The 14766-nt window shown below is 68.2% G+C and carries 13 protein-coding genes; 9 read left to right on the top strand and 4 right to left on the bottom strand.

What is annotated here, in order from left to right:
* The first annotated feature begins 69 nt into the window (after window positions 1-69).
* The 9 genes from AQ611_RS16060 (at window position 70) to AQ611_RS16010 (ending at window position 9075) form a co-directional block, all read left to right on the top strand.
* On the top strand, window positions 70-714 hold the full coding sequence (locus AQ611_RS16060; RefSeq protein ID WP_059517626.1) for an alpha/beta hydrolase: 645 nt from the start codon (window positions 70-72) through the stop codon (window positions 712-714).
* Window positions 715-1039: 325 nt separating this feature from the next.
* The gene (locus AQ611_RS16050) at window positions 1040-2353 is read left to right on the top strand and encodes a D-alanyl-D-alanine carboxypeptidase family protein (protein ID WP_069235047.1); all 1314 of its coding nucleotides are present in this window, start codon (window positions 1040-1042) and stop codon (window positions 2351-2353) included.
* A gap of 40 nt (window positions 2354-2393) precedes the next feature.
* A complete protein-coding gene (locus AQ611_RS16045; protein ID WP_059517632.1) occupies window positions 2394-3305 on the top strand; it encodes a D-amino acid aminotransferase in 912 nt (303 codons plus the stop codon).
* A 21-nt stretch (window positions 3306-3326) separates the two neighbouring features.
* Window positions 3327-3632, top strand: a complete 306-nt coding sequence (locus AQ611_RS16040; RefSeq protein WP_059517634.1) for an HP0495 family protein — start codon at window positions 3327-3329, stop codon at window positions 3630-3632.
* A gap of 291 nt (window positions 3633-3923) precedes the next feature.
* Entirely contained in the window at window positions 3924-4697 is a 774-nt protein-coding gene (lipB, locus tag AQ611_RS16035; RefSeq protein WP_069235357.1) for a lipoyl(octanoyl) transferase LipB, read from the top strand.
* Window positions 4690-5661, top strand: coding sequence for a lipoyl synthase (gene lipA, locus AQ611_RS16030; RefSeq protein WP_059517636.1), 972 nt, complete (start codon window positions 4690-4692; stop codon window positions 5659-5661). Before lipB ends, lipA begins: the two co-directional genes overlap by 8 nt.
* 460 nt (window positions 5662-6121) lie before the next feature.
* On the top strand, window positions 6122-7141 hold the full coding sequence (gene tauA, locus AQ611_RS16020) for a taurine ABC transporter substrate-binding protein (protein WP_069235045.1): 1020 nt from the start codon (window positions 6122-6124) through the stop codon (window positions 7139-7141).
* A 57-nt stretch (window positions 7142-7198) separates the two neighbouring features.
* The gene (locus AQ611_RS16015) at window positions 7199-8053 is read left to right on the top strand and encodes a taurine ABC transporter ATP-binding protein (protein ID WP_083237344.1); all 855 of its coding nucleotides are present in this window, start codon (window positions 7199-7201) and stop codon (window positions 8051-8053) included.
* Window positions 8054-8136: 83 nt separating this feature from the next.
* A complete protein-coding gene (locus tag AQ611_RS16010) occupies window positions 8137-9075 on the top strand; it encodes an ABC transporter permease subunit (RefSeq protein WP_180978168.1) in 939 nt (312 codons plus the stop codon).
* A gap of 140 nt (window positions 9076-9215) precedes the next feature.
* Here AQ611_RS16010 and AQ611_RS16005 read toward each other — a convergent pair whose 3' ends face one another.
* From AQ611_RS16005 to AQ611_RS15990, 4 genes are all read right to left on the bottom strand, one after another.
* Window positions 9216-11141 carry a gamma-glutamyltransferase family protein gene (locus AQ611_RS16005; RefSeq protein ID WP_069235355.1) on the bottom strand — a complete coding sequence of 642 codons (1926 nt, stop codon included), beginning with the start codon at window positions 11139-11141 and terminating at the stop codon, window positions 9216-9218.
* 146 nt (window positions 11142-11287) lie between these two features.
* Complete coding sequence (locus AQ611_RS16000) at window positions 11288-12352, bottom strand: GntR family transcriptional regulator (RefSeq protein WP_083237343.1); 1065 nt, start codon at window positions 12350-12352, stop codon at window positions 11288-11290.
* Between the two features lie 22 nt (window positions 12353-12374).
* Entirely contained in the window at window positions 12375-13526 is a 1152-nt protein-coding gene (locus AQ611_RS15995; RefSeq protein ID WP_083237412.1) for an ABC transporter substrate-binding protein, read from the bottom strand.
* A gap of 252 nt (window positions 13527-13778) precedes the next feature.
* Entirely contained in the window at window positions 13779-14681 is a 903-nt protein-coding gene (locus tag AQ611_RS15990) for a LysR family transcriptional regulator (protein WP_069235044.1), read from the bottom strand.
* Between the last annotated feature and the right edge of the window lie 85 nt (window positions 14682-14766).

Here is a 14766-nt window from a genome sequence, read left to right as displayed (position 1 = left end):
ACAACGCTCAAGCCGTCTGGCCTTCCAGCCCTCAAGCGCGTTTTTTTGCATGACCCGGTACGCCGCCGTATGAACGTCCATACCCAGAAATCCCTGATCGCCGGCCCGGCCGGCGACATCGAGATCGCGATCGACCTGCCCGACGCCGTGCGCGAAGGCACGGCCGCGCCGCGCGGCATCGCGCTCGTCGCGCATCCGCATCCGCTGTTCGGCGGCACGATGGACAACAAAGTCGCGCAGACGCTCGCGCGGATCTTCGTCCAGTTGAACTACGCGGTGATCCGCTCGAACTTTCGCGGCGTCGGCGCGACGCAAGGCGTGCACGACGAAGGTGTAGGCGAGGTCGACGATCTGCTCGCGGTGCTCGCGCACATGCGTGCGCTGCCCGGCCATGCGGCGCTGCCCGTCGTGCTCGCGGGTTTTTCGTTCGGCACGTTCGTGCTGTCGCACGTCGCGAAGCGGCTGCGCGACGCCGGGCAGGCGATCGAGCGGATGGTGTTCGTCGGCACGGCCGCAAGCCGCTGGCAAGTCGCCGACGTGCCCGAGGATACGATCGTGATTCACGGCGAAAACGACGACACCGTCCCGATCTCGGCCGTCTACGACTGGGCGCGGCCGCAGGAGCTGCCCGTCATCGTGATTCCGGGCGCCGAGCATTTCTTTCACCGCAAGCTGCATCTGATCAAACGGATCGTGATCGGCGCGTGGCGCTGACCTCCGGCATGCGCGGCAGGCAGGCATTCGGGCTTGCCGGCTGCGCGCATGCGACTTTCGTATAATGGCCGGGCTTGCGTCGGCCGTGCCCGGTTCGCCGCATGTGCGGCGCGCCGCTCCGCCTTGGTTGACGGGCGTCGCTGCACGCGCATCGGCCGCGCGGCTTGCGCATGGCGAACCGATCGCGCCGCCGCCTGTCCAACCGGCGCCCCGGTGCCGGGGCGGCGCGCATCGGCCGCAGCATGCGCGCCGCCATGCCGCGCCGCAGCCCTTCAACCGCGCGCCTCGTGCGCGCTGCACTTTCTGCCATCAGCCCTGAACCGATATGCGTTTGTCCTCCTACGGCCTCAAGTCTCTCGCTTCCTCCACTGCTTTTGCCGTTGCCGCACGTAACGTCGCGCTCGGCATCGTGTTGCCCGCCGCGCTCGTGACGAGCGGCGCCGTCGCGTATGCGAAGCCTGCCGCGAAGGCAAAAGCCAAGGCTGCGTCAGCCGCTGCCGCCGCGCCGACGGGCGCGCCCGCGACCTACATGCCGGGCGCGGTGCCGCCGCCGGGCGTCAACGCGCGCTCGTGGGCGCTCGTCGACGCGAGCAGCAACCAGGTGCTCGCGTCCGGTAACGCGGACGAGCGCGTCGAGCCCGCCTCGTTGACGAAGCTGATGACCGCGTATCTCGTGTTCGAGGCGCTCGGCACCAAGAAGATCTCGATGGAGCAGATCGTCACGCCGAGCGAGGCGGTGCGCCGCGTCGGCCGCGACGAGTCGCGGATGTTCATCGAGGCGGGCAAGCCCGTTTCCGTGCACGACCTCGTGTACGGGATGATCATCCAGTCCGGCAACGACGCGGCGATCGCGCTCGCCGAGCTGGTGGGCGGCAGCGAGGCGCAGTTCGTCAACATGATGAACGACGAGGCGCGGCGTCTGGGCATGAAGGGCACGCACTTCGCCGACGTGAACGGCATGCCCGATCCGCAGCACTACACGACGGCCGCCGATCTCGCGACGCTGTCGACCCACCTGATCCGCGATTTCCCCGACTACTACAACATCTTCTCGGTCAAGGAATTCACGTACAACAAGATCCGCCAGCCGAACCGCAACCGGCTGTTGTGGCTCGATCCGACCGTCGACGGCCTGAAGACCGGCCACACGCAGGCCGCGGGCTATTGCCTGATCGCGACGGCCAAGCGCGCGCTGCCGGGCTCGAGCGACGCGACGCGCCGCCTCGTCACCGTGATGATGGGCGAGACGAAGGAAAGCGACCGCGTGCAGGACAGCATGAAGATGCTGAACTACGGCTACACCGCGTTTGACTCCGTGCGCCTCTACAAGGCCGGCCAGCCGATCGACACGCCGCGCGTGTACAAGGGCAAGAGCAACACCGTGCAGGTCGGCGTGAAGCAGGATCTGTTCGTCACGGTGCCGCACGGCGTCGCGGACAAGGTGAAGCCGGAAGTCTCGCTGAACGCGCCGCTGATCGCACCGCTCGCGGACGGCCAGACGGTCGGCTCGGTCAAGCTCGCGGCCGACGGCAAGACGCTCGCCGAATTCCCGGTCGTCGCGCTGCAGCCGGTGCCGGAGGCGGGCATTTTCGGCCGCATCTGGGATTCGATCCTGCTGATGTTCAGCAAAAAGAAGTAAGCTCGTTGCGACCATGACGACTTCGTTGCCCGCCATCACCATGAGCCAAGCCGATATCGAACCGACTGTCTATTTGAGCGTTGCGTCGCAGGAGGCGCTCACGCCGCTGTCCGAAGCGCGCGTGCCGGTGCTCGACCGCGGCTTCATTTTCGGCGACGGCGTGTATGAAGTCGTGCCGGTTTACGCGAACGGCGCGCGCCGCGTGCCGTTCCGGATCGCGCAGCATCTTGCGCGTCTCGCGCGTAGCCTGAGGGCGGTCGGCATCGACGATCCGCACGACGAAGCGGGCTGGCGCGCGCTGGTCTCGCGCGTGGTCGACGCGAATGCGGCCGCGCTCGGCGACGGCCGGCACGCGATCGTCTATATCCAGGTGACGCGCGGCGTCGCCAAGCGCGGCCACGCATTTCCGGCGGGCGCGGTGCCGACCGTGTTCGCGATGGCCAATCCGCTCGTGCTGCCGACCGATGCGCAGCGCACACAAGGCGTGCGCTGCGTGACGGCTGAGGACCGGCGCTGGCTGCGCTGCGATATCAAGGCGGTGTCGCTGCTCGGCAACGTGTTGATGGCGCAGCATGCGGCGGAGCACGACGCGGTCGAGACGATCCAACTGCGCGGCGGCAACGTGACGGAGGGCTCGTCGTCGAACGTGTGGATCGTGAAGAACGGTGAGCTGCTCGCGCCGCCGCGCAGCGAAAGGATTCTCGAGGGCATCCGCTATTCGCTCGTCGAGGAGCTGGCCGACGAATGCGGGATTCGCTTCGTCGCGCGCGAGATCAATGAAGCGGAGCTGCGCGCCGCCGACGAGATTCTGCTCACGTCGGCGACGAAGGAAATTCTGCCGGTGACCCTGCTCGACGATCTGCCCGTGCAGGGCGGCCGGCCGGGCCCGGTGTACGACGCGCTGTACGCCGCGTATCAGCGGGCGAAGGCGCGAGAAATCGACGGCGCGTGACGCGCCTTCACGGAGAACGACATGACCGAACCCAAAACCGTCGAGCTGACGGGCGCGATCGAGACGCCCAAGGAAACGCTGCTCGAATTCCCATGCGATTTTCCGATCAAGATCATGGGCCGCGCGCATCCCGAGTTCAAGGACACGATCTTCAAGGTGGTCAGCGTTCACGATCGCGAGATCGATCTGGAGAAGATCGAGGAGCGCGCGTCGAGCGGCGGCAACTATACGGGCCTCACCGTCACGGTTCGCGCGACGAGCCAGGAACAGCTCGACAACATCTATCGCGCGCTGACGGGCCATCCGATGGTCAAGGTGGTGCTCTAACAAGGCGGCGGCCCGGCGTGCGCCGGGCTGTTTGAGCCTGTTTTGAGCCCGTTTGGGTCTGCTTTGGCCCGCTTCGGGGTCAGCTTGAATCGAGGTCCGGCGCTAGCGCGGCCCGGCACATGACGGACATGCCGCATCACTTGCCGGACGAGCGTGCGGCGGATGCAGGGGCGCGATTCGGCCCTCATTCGTCTTCCCGCCCGTGCGCGATTCGTTTTGCTGCACGCGTGGCCGCGCCGCGTTCCTTTCGGCGGCCGGCGGGATGCGCGGGATTTCGGTAAACTACCGCCCATGTCATCTCCGCCGGTCCCCGCCGCTTCTCTCGCGTCAACCGCGTCCTTCGCGCCCGATGCCGCCGTCGACGTCTTGCGTTCCCCGTCGGGATTGCCCGTCACCGTCCGCTGGCTCGGCCGCCGGCACTACGACGCGTGCTTCGACGCGATGCGCGCGTTCACCGAATCCCGCAGCCCGGATACCGGCGACGAAATCTGGGTCGTCGAGCATCCGCCCGTCTACACGCTCGGCCAGGCGGGCGATCCCGCCCACTTGCTGGTTGCCGATACCGGCGTGCCGCTCGTGAAGGTCGATCGCGGCGGGCAAATCACCTATCACGGGCCGGGGCAGATCGTCGCTTATCTGCTGGTCGACTTACGGCGGCGCAAGCTGATGGTGCGCGCGCTGGTGTCACGGATCGAGGACGCCGTGATCGAGACCCTCGCGGCGTATAATCTCGCGTCGGTTCGCAAGGCCGGCGCGCCCGGCATTTACGTCGAATCGGGGCCGCATCGCGGCGCGAAGATCGCCGCGCTGGGCTTGAAGATTCGCAACGGCTGCAGCTATCACGGCCTGAGCGTCAACGTGAAGATGGAGCTGAGCCCGTTTCTCGCGATCAATCCGTGCGGTTATGCGGGGCTCGAAACCGTCGACATGGCCAGCGTCGGCGTCGATGCCAACTGGCGCGAAGTCGCCGAGACGCTCGTCGGCCGTCTGATCGCCAACCTCGACGGCGCCGCAACGCCGGACGCCTCACCGCCGCAGCAGGCAATGGAACAATCGAATGACTGACTCGACCGCTACTCCCGCCCCCGCCTACGATCCGAGCGCCAAGCAAAAGGCGCAGGCGAAGACGGCGCGCATCCCGATCAAGATCGTGCCGATCGAGAAGCTGAAGAAACCCGAGTGGATCCGCGTGAAGGCGGCCACCGGCAGTTCGCGCTTCAACGAGATCAAGACGATCCTGCGCGAGCACAATCTGCACACGGTGTGCGAGGAAGCGAGCTGTCCGAACATCGGCGAATGCTTCGGCAAGGGCACCGCGACGTTCATGATCATGGGCGACAAGTGCACGCGCCGCTGCCCGTTCTGCGACGTGGGCCACGGCCGTCCCGATCCGCTCGACGCCGATGAGCCGAAGAATCTCGCGCGAACGATCGCCGCGCTGAAGCTCAAGTATGTGGTGATCACGAGCGTCGACCGCGACGATTTGCGCGACGGCGGCGCGGGCCATTTCGTCGAATGCATCCGCGAAGTGCGCGAACAGTCGCCGCACACGCGCATCGAGATCCTGACGCCGGATTTCCGCGGCCGCCTGGACCGCGCGCTGTCGATTCTGAACGCGGCGCCGCCCGACGTGATGAACCACAATCTCGAAACGGTGCCGCGCCTGTACAAGGAAGCGCGCCCTGGCTCCGATTACGCGCACTCGCTGAAGCTCCTGAAGGACTTCAAGGCGCTGCATCCGGATGTTGCGACGAAGTCCGGCCTGATGGTCGGCCTCGGCGAAACGGCCGACGAGATCCTGCAGGTGATGCGCGATTTGCGCGAGCACGACGTCGACATGCTGACGATCGGCCAATATTTGCAACCGTCGGATCACCATCTGCCGGTGCGCGAGTACGTGCATCCCGATACGTTCAAGATGTACGAGGAACAGGCATACGAGATGGGCTTCACGCACGCGGCGGTGGGCGCGATGGTGCGCTCCAGCTATCACGCGGATCTGCAGGCGCACGGCGCGGGAGTGGTTTGAGCTGAAGCGCGTGCCGTATCGGCTCGTTTCATCGCGGAAAAAGCCGCGTTAATACCGTTTTCAAGTTGGCTGACGAACCCCACGTTTTTCGGAACGTGGGGTTTTTGTTTGGCCGTGGGCGCATTGCGCGGCGTCCGGCATGCCGCGCTAAGCGCGTTCGGCCGGCCGCCGGGGCCGTGTCGCGCGGGAGTGCGATGCGTGAATGCGCCGGATTGCGCCGCCTGCGCTCGGCCGGCCCGCCGGCCCCGGCGCGCCCCGCGCAAGCGCTCGACGCAGCGGGCGCATGGGTGCCAAAGCGCGGCTTACGCGGCCCGATCGTGCACGCCGTCCAGTTTCGCATGAAAAGCAAAGCTGCAACGCCGTCAATAGCATCGAACGAATAATTAGAACCCCGCCACGCCAGACGCCCTATAGTCGAAAGCCTTTTTGCCGAATCGGCTCAAACAGGAGCAGGGAAGTCATGCAGCGTTTCAGTCTTGCACGTGTCGCCGCGCTCGCGTTCGCGGCCTGCGCGTCGATGCCGGCCGCGCACGCGCAATCGCGCGACGTGGTGATCGCCTATCAGGACATGGTGGTGCCGTGGCGCTATGCGCAGGCGAGCGGCGAAGTCGAGAAGGCGACCGGCTACAAGGTCACGTTCCGCAAGCTCGGCAGCGGCGCCGACGTGATCCGCGCGCTCGCGTCAGGCTCGGTGCAGTTGGGCGAGGCGGGTTCGAGCCCGATCGCGGCGGGGCTCTCGCAAGGCGTCGATATCTCGCTGTTCTGGATTCTCGACAACATCAACGATGCCGAGGCGCTGGTGGCGCGCAACGGCTCCGGCGTGACGAGCGTCGCGGCGCTCAAGGGCAAGAAGATCGGCGTGCCGTATGTGTCGACGTCGCATTTCCATACGCTCGTCGCGCTGCAAAGCGCGGGCGTCAATCCGGACGACGTGAGGATTCTCAATCTGCGCCCGCCCGAGGTCGCGGCCGCGTGGGCGCGCGGCGACATCGACGCGACCTACATCTGGGACCCGGTGCTCGCGAAGGTCAAGCAGAACGGCCGCGTGCTGATCACGTCCGGCCAAGTTGCGAAGCAGACGGGCAATGCCACGTTCGACGGCTTCGTCGTGAATCGCAAATTCGCGCGCGAGCATCCGGAGTTCGTCACGCGCTTCGTCAAGGTGCTCGCGGCCGCCGATGCCGACTATCGCGCGCGCCCGGCCGCGTGGAATGCGGGGTCGCCCCAGGTCGCGGCGATCGCGAAGGAATCGGGCGCGAACCCGCAAGACGTGCCGGCGAGCCTCGCGCTGTACGCATTTCCGACGCTTGCTGAGCAGGCATCGAACGCGTGGCTCGGCGGCGGTGCGCAATCGGGCGCGGCGAAGTCCCTGGCGGCGACGGCGGCGTTCCTGAAGACGCAGCACACGATCCAGAGCGTGCTGTCCGATTATTCGGCGGGCGTCGATCCGACGTTCGTGCGCCAGGCGGCCGCGCGCTGACATGCGGCGCGCGAGCTCACCGCGTCGGCGCGACGCGATCGCACGGGAGCCCGCACGATGAGCGCGCTCGAGATCCGGCGGCTGTCGGTGGCCTATCCGGGCGAGCGCGGGCGCGGCGGCACGCAGGCGCTTGCCGATGTCGATCTGCGCATCGACGCGGGCGAGTTTGTCGTCGCGCTCGGCGCGTCCGGCTGCGGGAAGACGACGCTGCTCAACTGCATCGCGGGTTTTGTCGCGCCGAGCGCGGGCGACGTGTTGATCGACGGCGAGCGCGTGGCAGGGCCGGGCGCCGATCGCGGCGTCGTGTTCCAGAACTATGCGCTGCTGCCGTGGCTCGACGTGCTGGGCAACGTCGCGCTCGGTCTGCGCTTTCGGGGTGTCGCGAAGACCGAGCGCGAACGGCGCGCGCGCGAAATGCTCGCGCTCGTCGGCCTCGAGGGCCATGCGCACGCGCGCGTCTACGAGCTGTCGGGCGGGATGCGGCAGCGCGTCGGGATCGCGCGCGCGCTCGCGGGCGAGCCGCGCGTGCTGCTGATGGACGAGCCGATGGGCGCGCTCGATGCGATGACGCGCGAGTCGATGCAGGAACTCGTGCTCGATCTATGGGCGCGCACGCGTCAGACGGTGTTCTTCATCACGCATGACATCGAGGAGGCGCTGTTTCTCGCGACGCGGCTCGTCGTGATGACGCCTGGGCCGGGGCGCATTGCCGAGACTGACACGCTGCCGTTCGCACGGCGCTATGTCGAGTCGCGCGACGCGCGCGCGGTGAAGTCGTCGCCGGAGTTCATCGCGTGGCGCGAGCGGCTCGTCGAGCGGTTGCATCGGCGCGGGGCGGCGGGGTGGGCCGACGCGTGTGAAGCCTCGGCGCGGCCGCAAGCCGAAGCCGAAGCCATGGAGCGGACGCGATGAGCGCGCGGCAGGCAGTGTCGGATTCGAAACGCCCGCGCGCGGGGGCGCAAGCCGCGCTTGCGGAGATGGCCGCGGTGGAACGGATGACGGCGCGGGCGAGCGCAACCGCGTTATCCGCGCCGTATGCCGATGCGCCGGCCGAGCAGGCGGCCGCATCGGCCGTTCGATCGAGCCTGCCGGCCGGCTCGGCTGCACCGGCTTCGCGCACGGCGTTTGGCGCGCCGCGCGTGCGCCGCCGCTACCGGTTGCCGGGCGAAGGCGCGAGCGTCGCGCTGAGCGCGGGCGCGGTCATCGGGCTGGCGATTCTATGGTGGGCCGCGACGCATTTTCAGTGGCTGCCGCCGCTCTTTCTGCCGGCGCCCGAGGCTGTCTGGCGCGCGTTCGTCGACGCGTCGCGCGGCCGCCTCCAGGGTGGCCTGCCGCTTGCCGAGCATCTCGGCTGGAGCGCGCTGCGCGTGTTCGGCGCGTTCGCGCTCGCGGCGCTCGTGGGCGTGCCGGCGGGCATCCTGATGGGCGTGAGCCGGATTGCGCGCGGGCTGCTCGATCCGGTGCTCGAATTTTATCGGCCGCTGCCGCCGCTTGCGTATCTGCCGCTCGTCGTGATCTGGTTCGGTATCGACGAGACCGCGAAAATCGTCGTGATTTTTCTCGCCTGCTTCGCGCCGATCGCGATGGCGGCGCGCGCCGGCGTGAAGAGCGCGACCGTCGAGCAGATCAACGCGGCTTATTCGCTCGGCGGCAGTTTTGCGCAGATCGTCCGGCACGTCGTGCTGCCCGCGGCGCTGCCCGAGATTCTGACCGGGCTGCGGATCGCGATCGGCTTCGGTTGGACGACGCTCGTCGCCGCCGAGATGGTTGCCGCGACGGCGGGGCTGGGCCAGCTGGTGCTCAATGCGTCGAGCTTTTTGCGCACCGACGTCGTCGTGATGGGAATCGTGCTGATCGGGTTGATTGCGTGGGGGTTCGATCTCGGCATGCGTGCGCTCGAACGCCGGCTCGTGCCGTGGAAGGGGCGGGGGTGACGCGGACGGCGCGGCGGCGTGCCGCGTCGCGCGCGCGGGCCGCCGGTTTGCCGACGCCGGTTTGCGCATCTCCCGCAAGCCGGGCCGGCCGTCGACGAAACGCATGCGCAGCCGCGCCCGCGATGCGCGCCCGGCGCCGGTCAGTCTCCCATGACGATGCCGTCTTGACGCGGGTCCGCGCCGCCGAACCACACCGATTGCCCGCCGACGTTGATCCGCTGAATGCCCAGCAAGCCCGATCGGGTGTCGACGAAGCGCACGTCGTGTCCGCGTTCCCTCAAAGCCTGCGCGAGTGCATCCGGCACGCGCGCCTGCTCAAGCTCGGTCGGGCCGTTGCGCGAGCCGAAGTTCGGCAATGCGATTGCCTGCTGGACCGTCATTCCCCAGTCCGTCATGCCGATGAGGGTCTTCGCGACGTAGTTCGCGGCCGATGCGCCGCCCGCCGAGCCCAGCGCCATCATCAGCCGTTGCGTGCGCTTCTCGAACACGAGCACGGGCGCAAGCGTCGAGCGTGCGCGCTTGCCCGGTTGCATGCGGTTTGCGACGGGCTTGCCGCCCTCGCCGGAGGCAGGCGAGAAGTTCGCGAGCGCGTTGTTGAGCAGCATGCCGCGCACCATCAGCCGTGAGCCGAAGCGCCCGCCGACGCTCGACGTCATCGCGAGCGCGTTGCCATAGCGGTCGACGGCCACGATCGGCGAGGCCGGCGGCGGTTCCTCCGTGCCGAGGTCGTCGGCGAACGCGAGCGGCGCGCCCGATGGCGAGCCGGCGTCGGCGTGCCCGATGCTCGAGTCGCCGATCATGTGCGCGCGCGCCGCGACGTAGCGCTTGTCGACGAGGCTCGACCAGCCCAGCGCGGGCGGGGCGACGAAATCGGGATCGGCGACGTATTGCGCGCGATCGGCATAAGCGAGGCGGCCCGCTTCGCTGAACAGGTGGACGGCAAACGGCGTCGGCTCATAGCCGCCCGCGCTGCGCACCGGCTTTTGCGCGCCGATCTGCAGCCAGTCCGGCAGCGTCTCGAACATGCCGAGCATTTGCGCGACGACGAGGCCGCCCGCCGACGGCGGCGGCATGCCGCAGACGGTCCATTTCCGGTAGTCGGTGCAAAGCGGCGCGCGCACCTTCGCACGGTAGCGAGCGAGATCCTGCATCGTGAGTCCGCCCGAATTGGGCGCCTGGCGGACTTTCGCGGCGATGTCTCGGGCAATGGCGCCGGTATAGAACGCATTCGCGCCGTGTGCGGCGACGAGTCGCAGCGTTGCCGCGAGCGCCGGGTTTTTCAGCGTGGTGCCGGCGGGCAGCGGCTTGCCGTTTTTGTCGAAGAAGTACGTGCGCGCGGCCGGATCGTTCGCGAGCGACGGATCGCTCGCGATCGCCGCCGCAAGCCTCGGGCCGAGCGGGAAGCCGTGCTCGGCGAGCCGGATCGCGGGCTGCAGGAGCCTGCGCCACGGCAGCTTGCCGTGCGCACGATGCGCGAGTTCGAGCATGCGCAGCACGCCCGGCACGCCGACTGCGCGGCCGCCGGGATCGGCCGGGCCGGCGTGCTCGCCGGCTTCGCTTGGGCCGGGCACGGGCGGGATACCGCCAGGCGTGTGGCGGCGCGCGCCGCTCGCTGTCGCGTTCGCGTTCGCGTTTGCCGTTGCCGCCGCCGCTGCGGGCGCGGTTTCGCGGCCGTCGTAAGCTTCGAGCGTCTTGCCGTCCGAGTGCAGCAGGAACGCGCCGCCGCCGATGCCCGATGCTTGCGGCTCGATCAGCGTCAGCACCATCTGCGCGGCGATGGCCGCGTCGATGGCGGTGCCGCCTGCCTTCAGCATTTCTTCGCCAGCCTGAGCGGCGAGCGGCAAAGGCGCGGCGATCATGTCGCGCTGGGCGGTCCAGCCCGGCTTGTCAACCCAGCTTGCCAACTCGCCCGACGGTGCGGGCGCGGGCGCATCGGCGGCGGCCTGCGGCGCGCGCGACGCGTCCGCGCCGGGCGGCCTCGCGCATCCGGCGGTGACGGCGAGCAGCGCGGCGGCGATGGCCGCCGCCCACGGGTGGGATAGGGGCGGACGAATCCGCCCGGTCATCGGCGCGTGTTTCTGCATGAAGGGCATGAAGGGGCGGCAGGCGAAAAAGCGAAGGCAATGGCGGTGGTTCACGCAACGGCAATCCGGTCGATCACGATCATGTTCATGTTGGTGGGAACGGCTTATCCGGTGGCGGTGACGGGGGATTATGCGATGCGGGTCAGGTAGTCCGGCAGCGTGGGCTCGGGCAGCACCGATAGCGATTTGAGCCGTTGCAGCGTGCGCACCTGGCCGGCGCGCAGGTGCGCGGCGAGCGCGTCGGACGCGGCTTCGGGATGGTCGGCGAGCAGCAGGTCGAGCACGCGCAGATGTTCGACGAGCGTGGCCTGCTCCGGGCGCAGATTAAAGGCCGCATAGAACGCGTGATTGACTGTCAGCGGCAGATGCGCGCGGTTGACGAGCGACAGCAGCTTGTGATTCGGCGCATCGCTCAGGAGCCGCTCGTGCAGCGTGATTTCGAGCCGGTGCGCGGCGTCGGCGTCGAACGATTCCGGCGCGGCGATCGCCCGCGCGATGTCGTCGCGCGCGGCCGCGAGCGTGCCGCGCGCGAGCGCCGGCGCGCTCGCCAGCAGCGCGGCCGGCTCGAGCAGGATGCGCAGCTCGTAATCGTGCCGCACCGCGCGCGCGGTCAGCGGGCCGCACAGCCAATGCGCCGACTGCGATCGTTCGACGAGGCCGAGATCGCGCAGCCGGTTGAGCGCTTCGCGCACCGCGCCGCGGCTGACGCCGAATGCGCGGGCCGCATCGCTTTCGTTGATCCGGAAATGGCCGAACACGATGGCGAGCGAGATCGATGCTTCGAGCGCGTCGTAGATCCGCTCGCCGTCCGTCAGCGCGCCATGCGCGCCGTTGTGCGCATCCAGGCCGAGCGCGTCGGCGGACAGCGTCGCATGCACCGGCTCGGCGGCGGCGCCGTCATGGCGCGCGACCAGATAGCCGGGGCCGTCGAACCGGTGCAGCAGGCCTTGCGCGTGCAGCATGTCGAGCGCCTTTTTCGCCGGCGCGCGGCTCGTGCCGAACAGCCGTGCGACGGCGCTCTCGCGCAGCACCAGGCCGGCTTGGAGCCGGCCGTGTGCGATTGCATGCTTCAGATGCTCGTGGATCGACCGGTAACGCTCGCGGCCGTCTTCTGCGCCGTTGGCGGCCGGATGGGCGGCGGCCGCCTTGCGTGGCCGGGCGATAGGGTTTCGCGCTTTGGCTGGTTTTGTCATTGTCTTCGCAACAGCGAATCCATCAGGATTGCATGAATTCGGTCCAGCGGCGGACCAGGTAGTTGTGCTCGTCCATCACCGAATTCCACACCGCGATCCGGCTCATTCGCGACACGTAGCTTCCGCCCGCACGCGTCGACCCGGACGAGATCGCGCGCTCGCCCGTCGGGCAGGACAATTTTTCGGGCGCGGGCGCGCCGTCGTACCAATATGCCCATTCGCCGTCGCTCAGATACGCGCGCGCGCGTTCCGGATTCGAGATGTAGTAGCCCTGGCGCGCCATCGTCGCGCCGGCCCAGCCGTCGAGCCACCAGTTCAGATACGCGTATGCGGCGTCGAGCGCGCGGCCGCTCGCGGCGCGCGAGATCGACAGTCCGCCGTACCACGCGCGATAGCCTTCCTTCGGACGCGCGAGCTGAAAGCGCACGCCCGCGCGCTCGAGCTGGACCGTTGCCGGCGCCCAGATGCTCTGAATCGCGACCTTGCCCGAGATCATCAGTTGCGCGGCTTCGGCCGAGGTCGACCAGAAGCCCGCGAAATGGCCGCGCCGCTTGAATTCGATCAGCGTGCCGATCAGCGCGTCGATTTCCTCGATGGTCAGATTGCCGATGTCGCCGAATCGCATCAGGCCGCTTGCCTCGACCGCGAGCGCCGCGTCGATCGCGCCGATCGACGCGTCCGTCTGCAGCGCGACGCGCCCGGCCAGCTCGGGCGCGAGCAGCCACGCCCAGCTTTCGGGGGTGCGGGCGAGCCGGGCGGGCAGCGCATCGTCGAGATACGCGAAGCTGTCGACGTTGTGCGTGAGCGGCAGCATGCTGATGCGCTCGGTGGCGGCGCCGCCGAGCGTGCCGTCCGGCTGCACGAACAGGCGCTGCGCGGGCACGCTGCCGCCGCTCAGCTCCGCGCGCGGCCCGATGCGGCCGGTGCGCGGCAGCGCGTTCACTTCCTTCCAGCGCGCGATGCGTGTGACGTCGATCGGCTGCAGCGCCTGCGCGGGCCACAGGCAATCGATGCTGTGAAACCACTGATCGTACAGTTCGTAGCGCTGCGGATGCATCGCGCCGTCGCGTTGCGCATCCACGCCGCTTTCGACGACAAAGCGCAGCTTGATGCCGAGATCCTGCTCGGCTTGCCGGCGGATGTGCTCCTGCAGCGTGACCGGCGTGCCGAGCACGCGCAGCTCGATCTTCGGCGGGTGTATCGCGGGTGCGCCGCGCGTGCGGGCCGCACGCTTGGGGCTGGGGGGGCGGGCAGCGTTCACAGGATCGTTCGGGTTCCGTAAGAATGAAAGCGGATCGCGATCTGCCGGCAAGCGGCTTCTTGCTTCTTGTGCCGCTCAAAATACTATCAACCCACTGCTTCGGCAATATCGCGAGTCCCGAGTGCACGGTCGCGCGAAACTGCTGGACATCGCCCGCGTTGTTGGCTATTCGCCGCGTCCCGCGCCGCGTGCATGATCGAGCACGAAATCGATGAACGTCGACATGGCGCGCGTGTGATGCCGGTTCGGCATGGACAGCATATACATGTGCGTGCCGAAGATGCTGAGCCGGTACGCATCGAGCGTCGTGACGAGCGCGCCGCGCCGCACGTCGTCGTGGACGACGTAATCCGGCACGATGCCGACGCCAAGCCCGGCGAGAATCGCGTCGCGCAGGAACAGGAAATTCTCGGAGATCAGCGTCGGCTCGAGCAGGACTTCATGCCGCTCGTCGCCCAGGTAGGCGGCGACGCGCAATTGCCGGCCGATCACCGCCGCCGTGATGACGGGCGCACCGAAAAGCTGGTCGAGTTCGGTCGGCATCGGGTGGGCCGCGGCGAAGCCCGGCGACGCGCACGCGACGTAACGCACCGCGCCCATGTCGCGCGCGACCAGGTTTTGCGGCGGCTCGGACATCACGCGCACCGCGATGTCGACTTCGTCGCGCATCAGATCCTCGACCCGGTTCTCGAACACGACGTCGAGCACGATGCCGGGGTAGCGCCGCTTGAAGGCGATCAGCCACGTAGACATCACAAGCTGCCCGTAGCCGCTTGGCACCGACAGCCTGACGCGGCCTTGCAGATCCTGGCCGAGCGTGGTCACCGCCTCGCGCGCGGCGAACAGCTCATGCTGAATCCGGCGGCCGTGCTCGTAGAGCTTGAGCCCGATCTCGGTCGGCTCGATGCGCCGCGTGGTGCGCCGCACGAGTTGCAGCCCGATCGACTTCTCAAGCTGGTTGAGCCGGTAGCTGACGTTTGCGCGGCTCATCTTGAGCCGCCGCGCCGCCTTGCTGAGGTTGCCTGCATCGAGGATGTCCACGAGCAGCGTGAGTGCGTTCAGATCCATTTCCGGACGTAAGACATAGCCGCCTTTGTCAAATTTTCTTTGACAGGTTGTAAAGGAATGCGGGAATTGTCAATCCATCTGGATC

Source organism: Burkholderia singularis (genome assembly GCF_001718875.1).
In the GTDB taxonomy this organism is placed as follows: Bacteria; Pseudomonadota; Gammaproteobacteria; order Burkholderiales; family Burkholderiaceae; genus Burkholderia; species Burkholderia singularis.
The sequence above is the reverse complement of the archived record's forward strand: the minus strand, read 5'-3'. Positions and strand labels throughout refer to the sequence as shown.

Bases quoted from the DNA above. Each gene is read 5' to 3' on its own strand.
- AQ611_RS16050 (WP_069235047.1), top strand. From the start codon at position 1,040: ATGCGTTTGTCCTCCTACGGCCTCAAGTCTCTCGCTTCCTCCACTGCT.
- tauA (WP_069235045.1), top strand. From the start codon at position 6,122: ATGCAGCGTTTCAGTCTTGCACGTGTCGCCGCGCTCGCGTTCGCGGCC.
- AQ611_RS16060 (WP_059517626.1), top strand. From the start codon at position 70: ATGAACGTCCATACCCAGAAATCCCTGATCGCCGGCCCGGCCGGCGAC.
- AQ611_RS16045 (WP_059517632.1), top strand. From the start codon at position 2,394: ATGAGCCAAGCCGATATCGAACCGACTGTCTATTTGAGCGTTGCGTCG.
- AQ611_RS15990 (WP_069235044.1), bottom strand. From the start codon at position 14,681: ATGGATCTGAACGCACTCACGCTGCTCGTGGACATCCTCGATGCAGGC.
- AQ611_RS16005 (WP_069235355.1), bottom strand. From the start codon at position 11,141: ATGACCGGGCGGATTCGTCCGCCCCTATCCCACCCGTGGGCGGCGGCC.
- AQ611_RS16000 (WP_083237343.1), bottom strand. From the start codon at position 12,352: ATGACAAAACCAGCCAAAGCGCGAAACCCTATCGCCCGGCCACGCAAG.
- AQ611_RS16010 (WP_180978168.1), top strand. From the start codon at position 8,137: ATGACGGCGCGGGCGAGCGCAACCGCGTTATCCGCGCCGTATGCCGAT.
- lipB (WP_069235357.1), top strand. From the start codon at position 3,924: ATGTCATCTCCGCCGGTCCCCGCCGCTTCTCTCGCGTCAACCGCGTCC.
- AQ611_RS16040 (WP_059517634.1), top strand. From the start codon at position 3,327: ATGACCGAACCCAAAACCGTCGAGCTGACGGGCGCGATCGAGACGCCC.
- AQ611_RS16015 (WP_083237344.1), top strand. From the start codon at position 7,199: ATGAGCGCGCTCGAGATCCGGCGGCTGTCGGTGGCCTATCCGGGCGAG.
- lipA (WP_059517636.1), top strand. From the start codon at position 4,690: ATGACTGACTCGACCGCTACTCCCGCCCCCGCCTACGATCCGAGCGCC.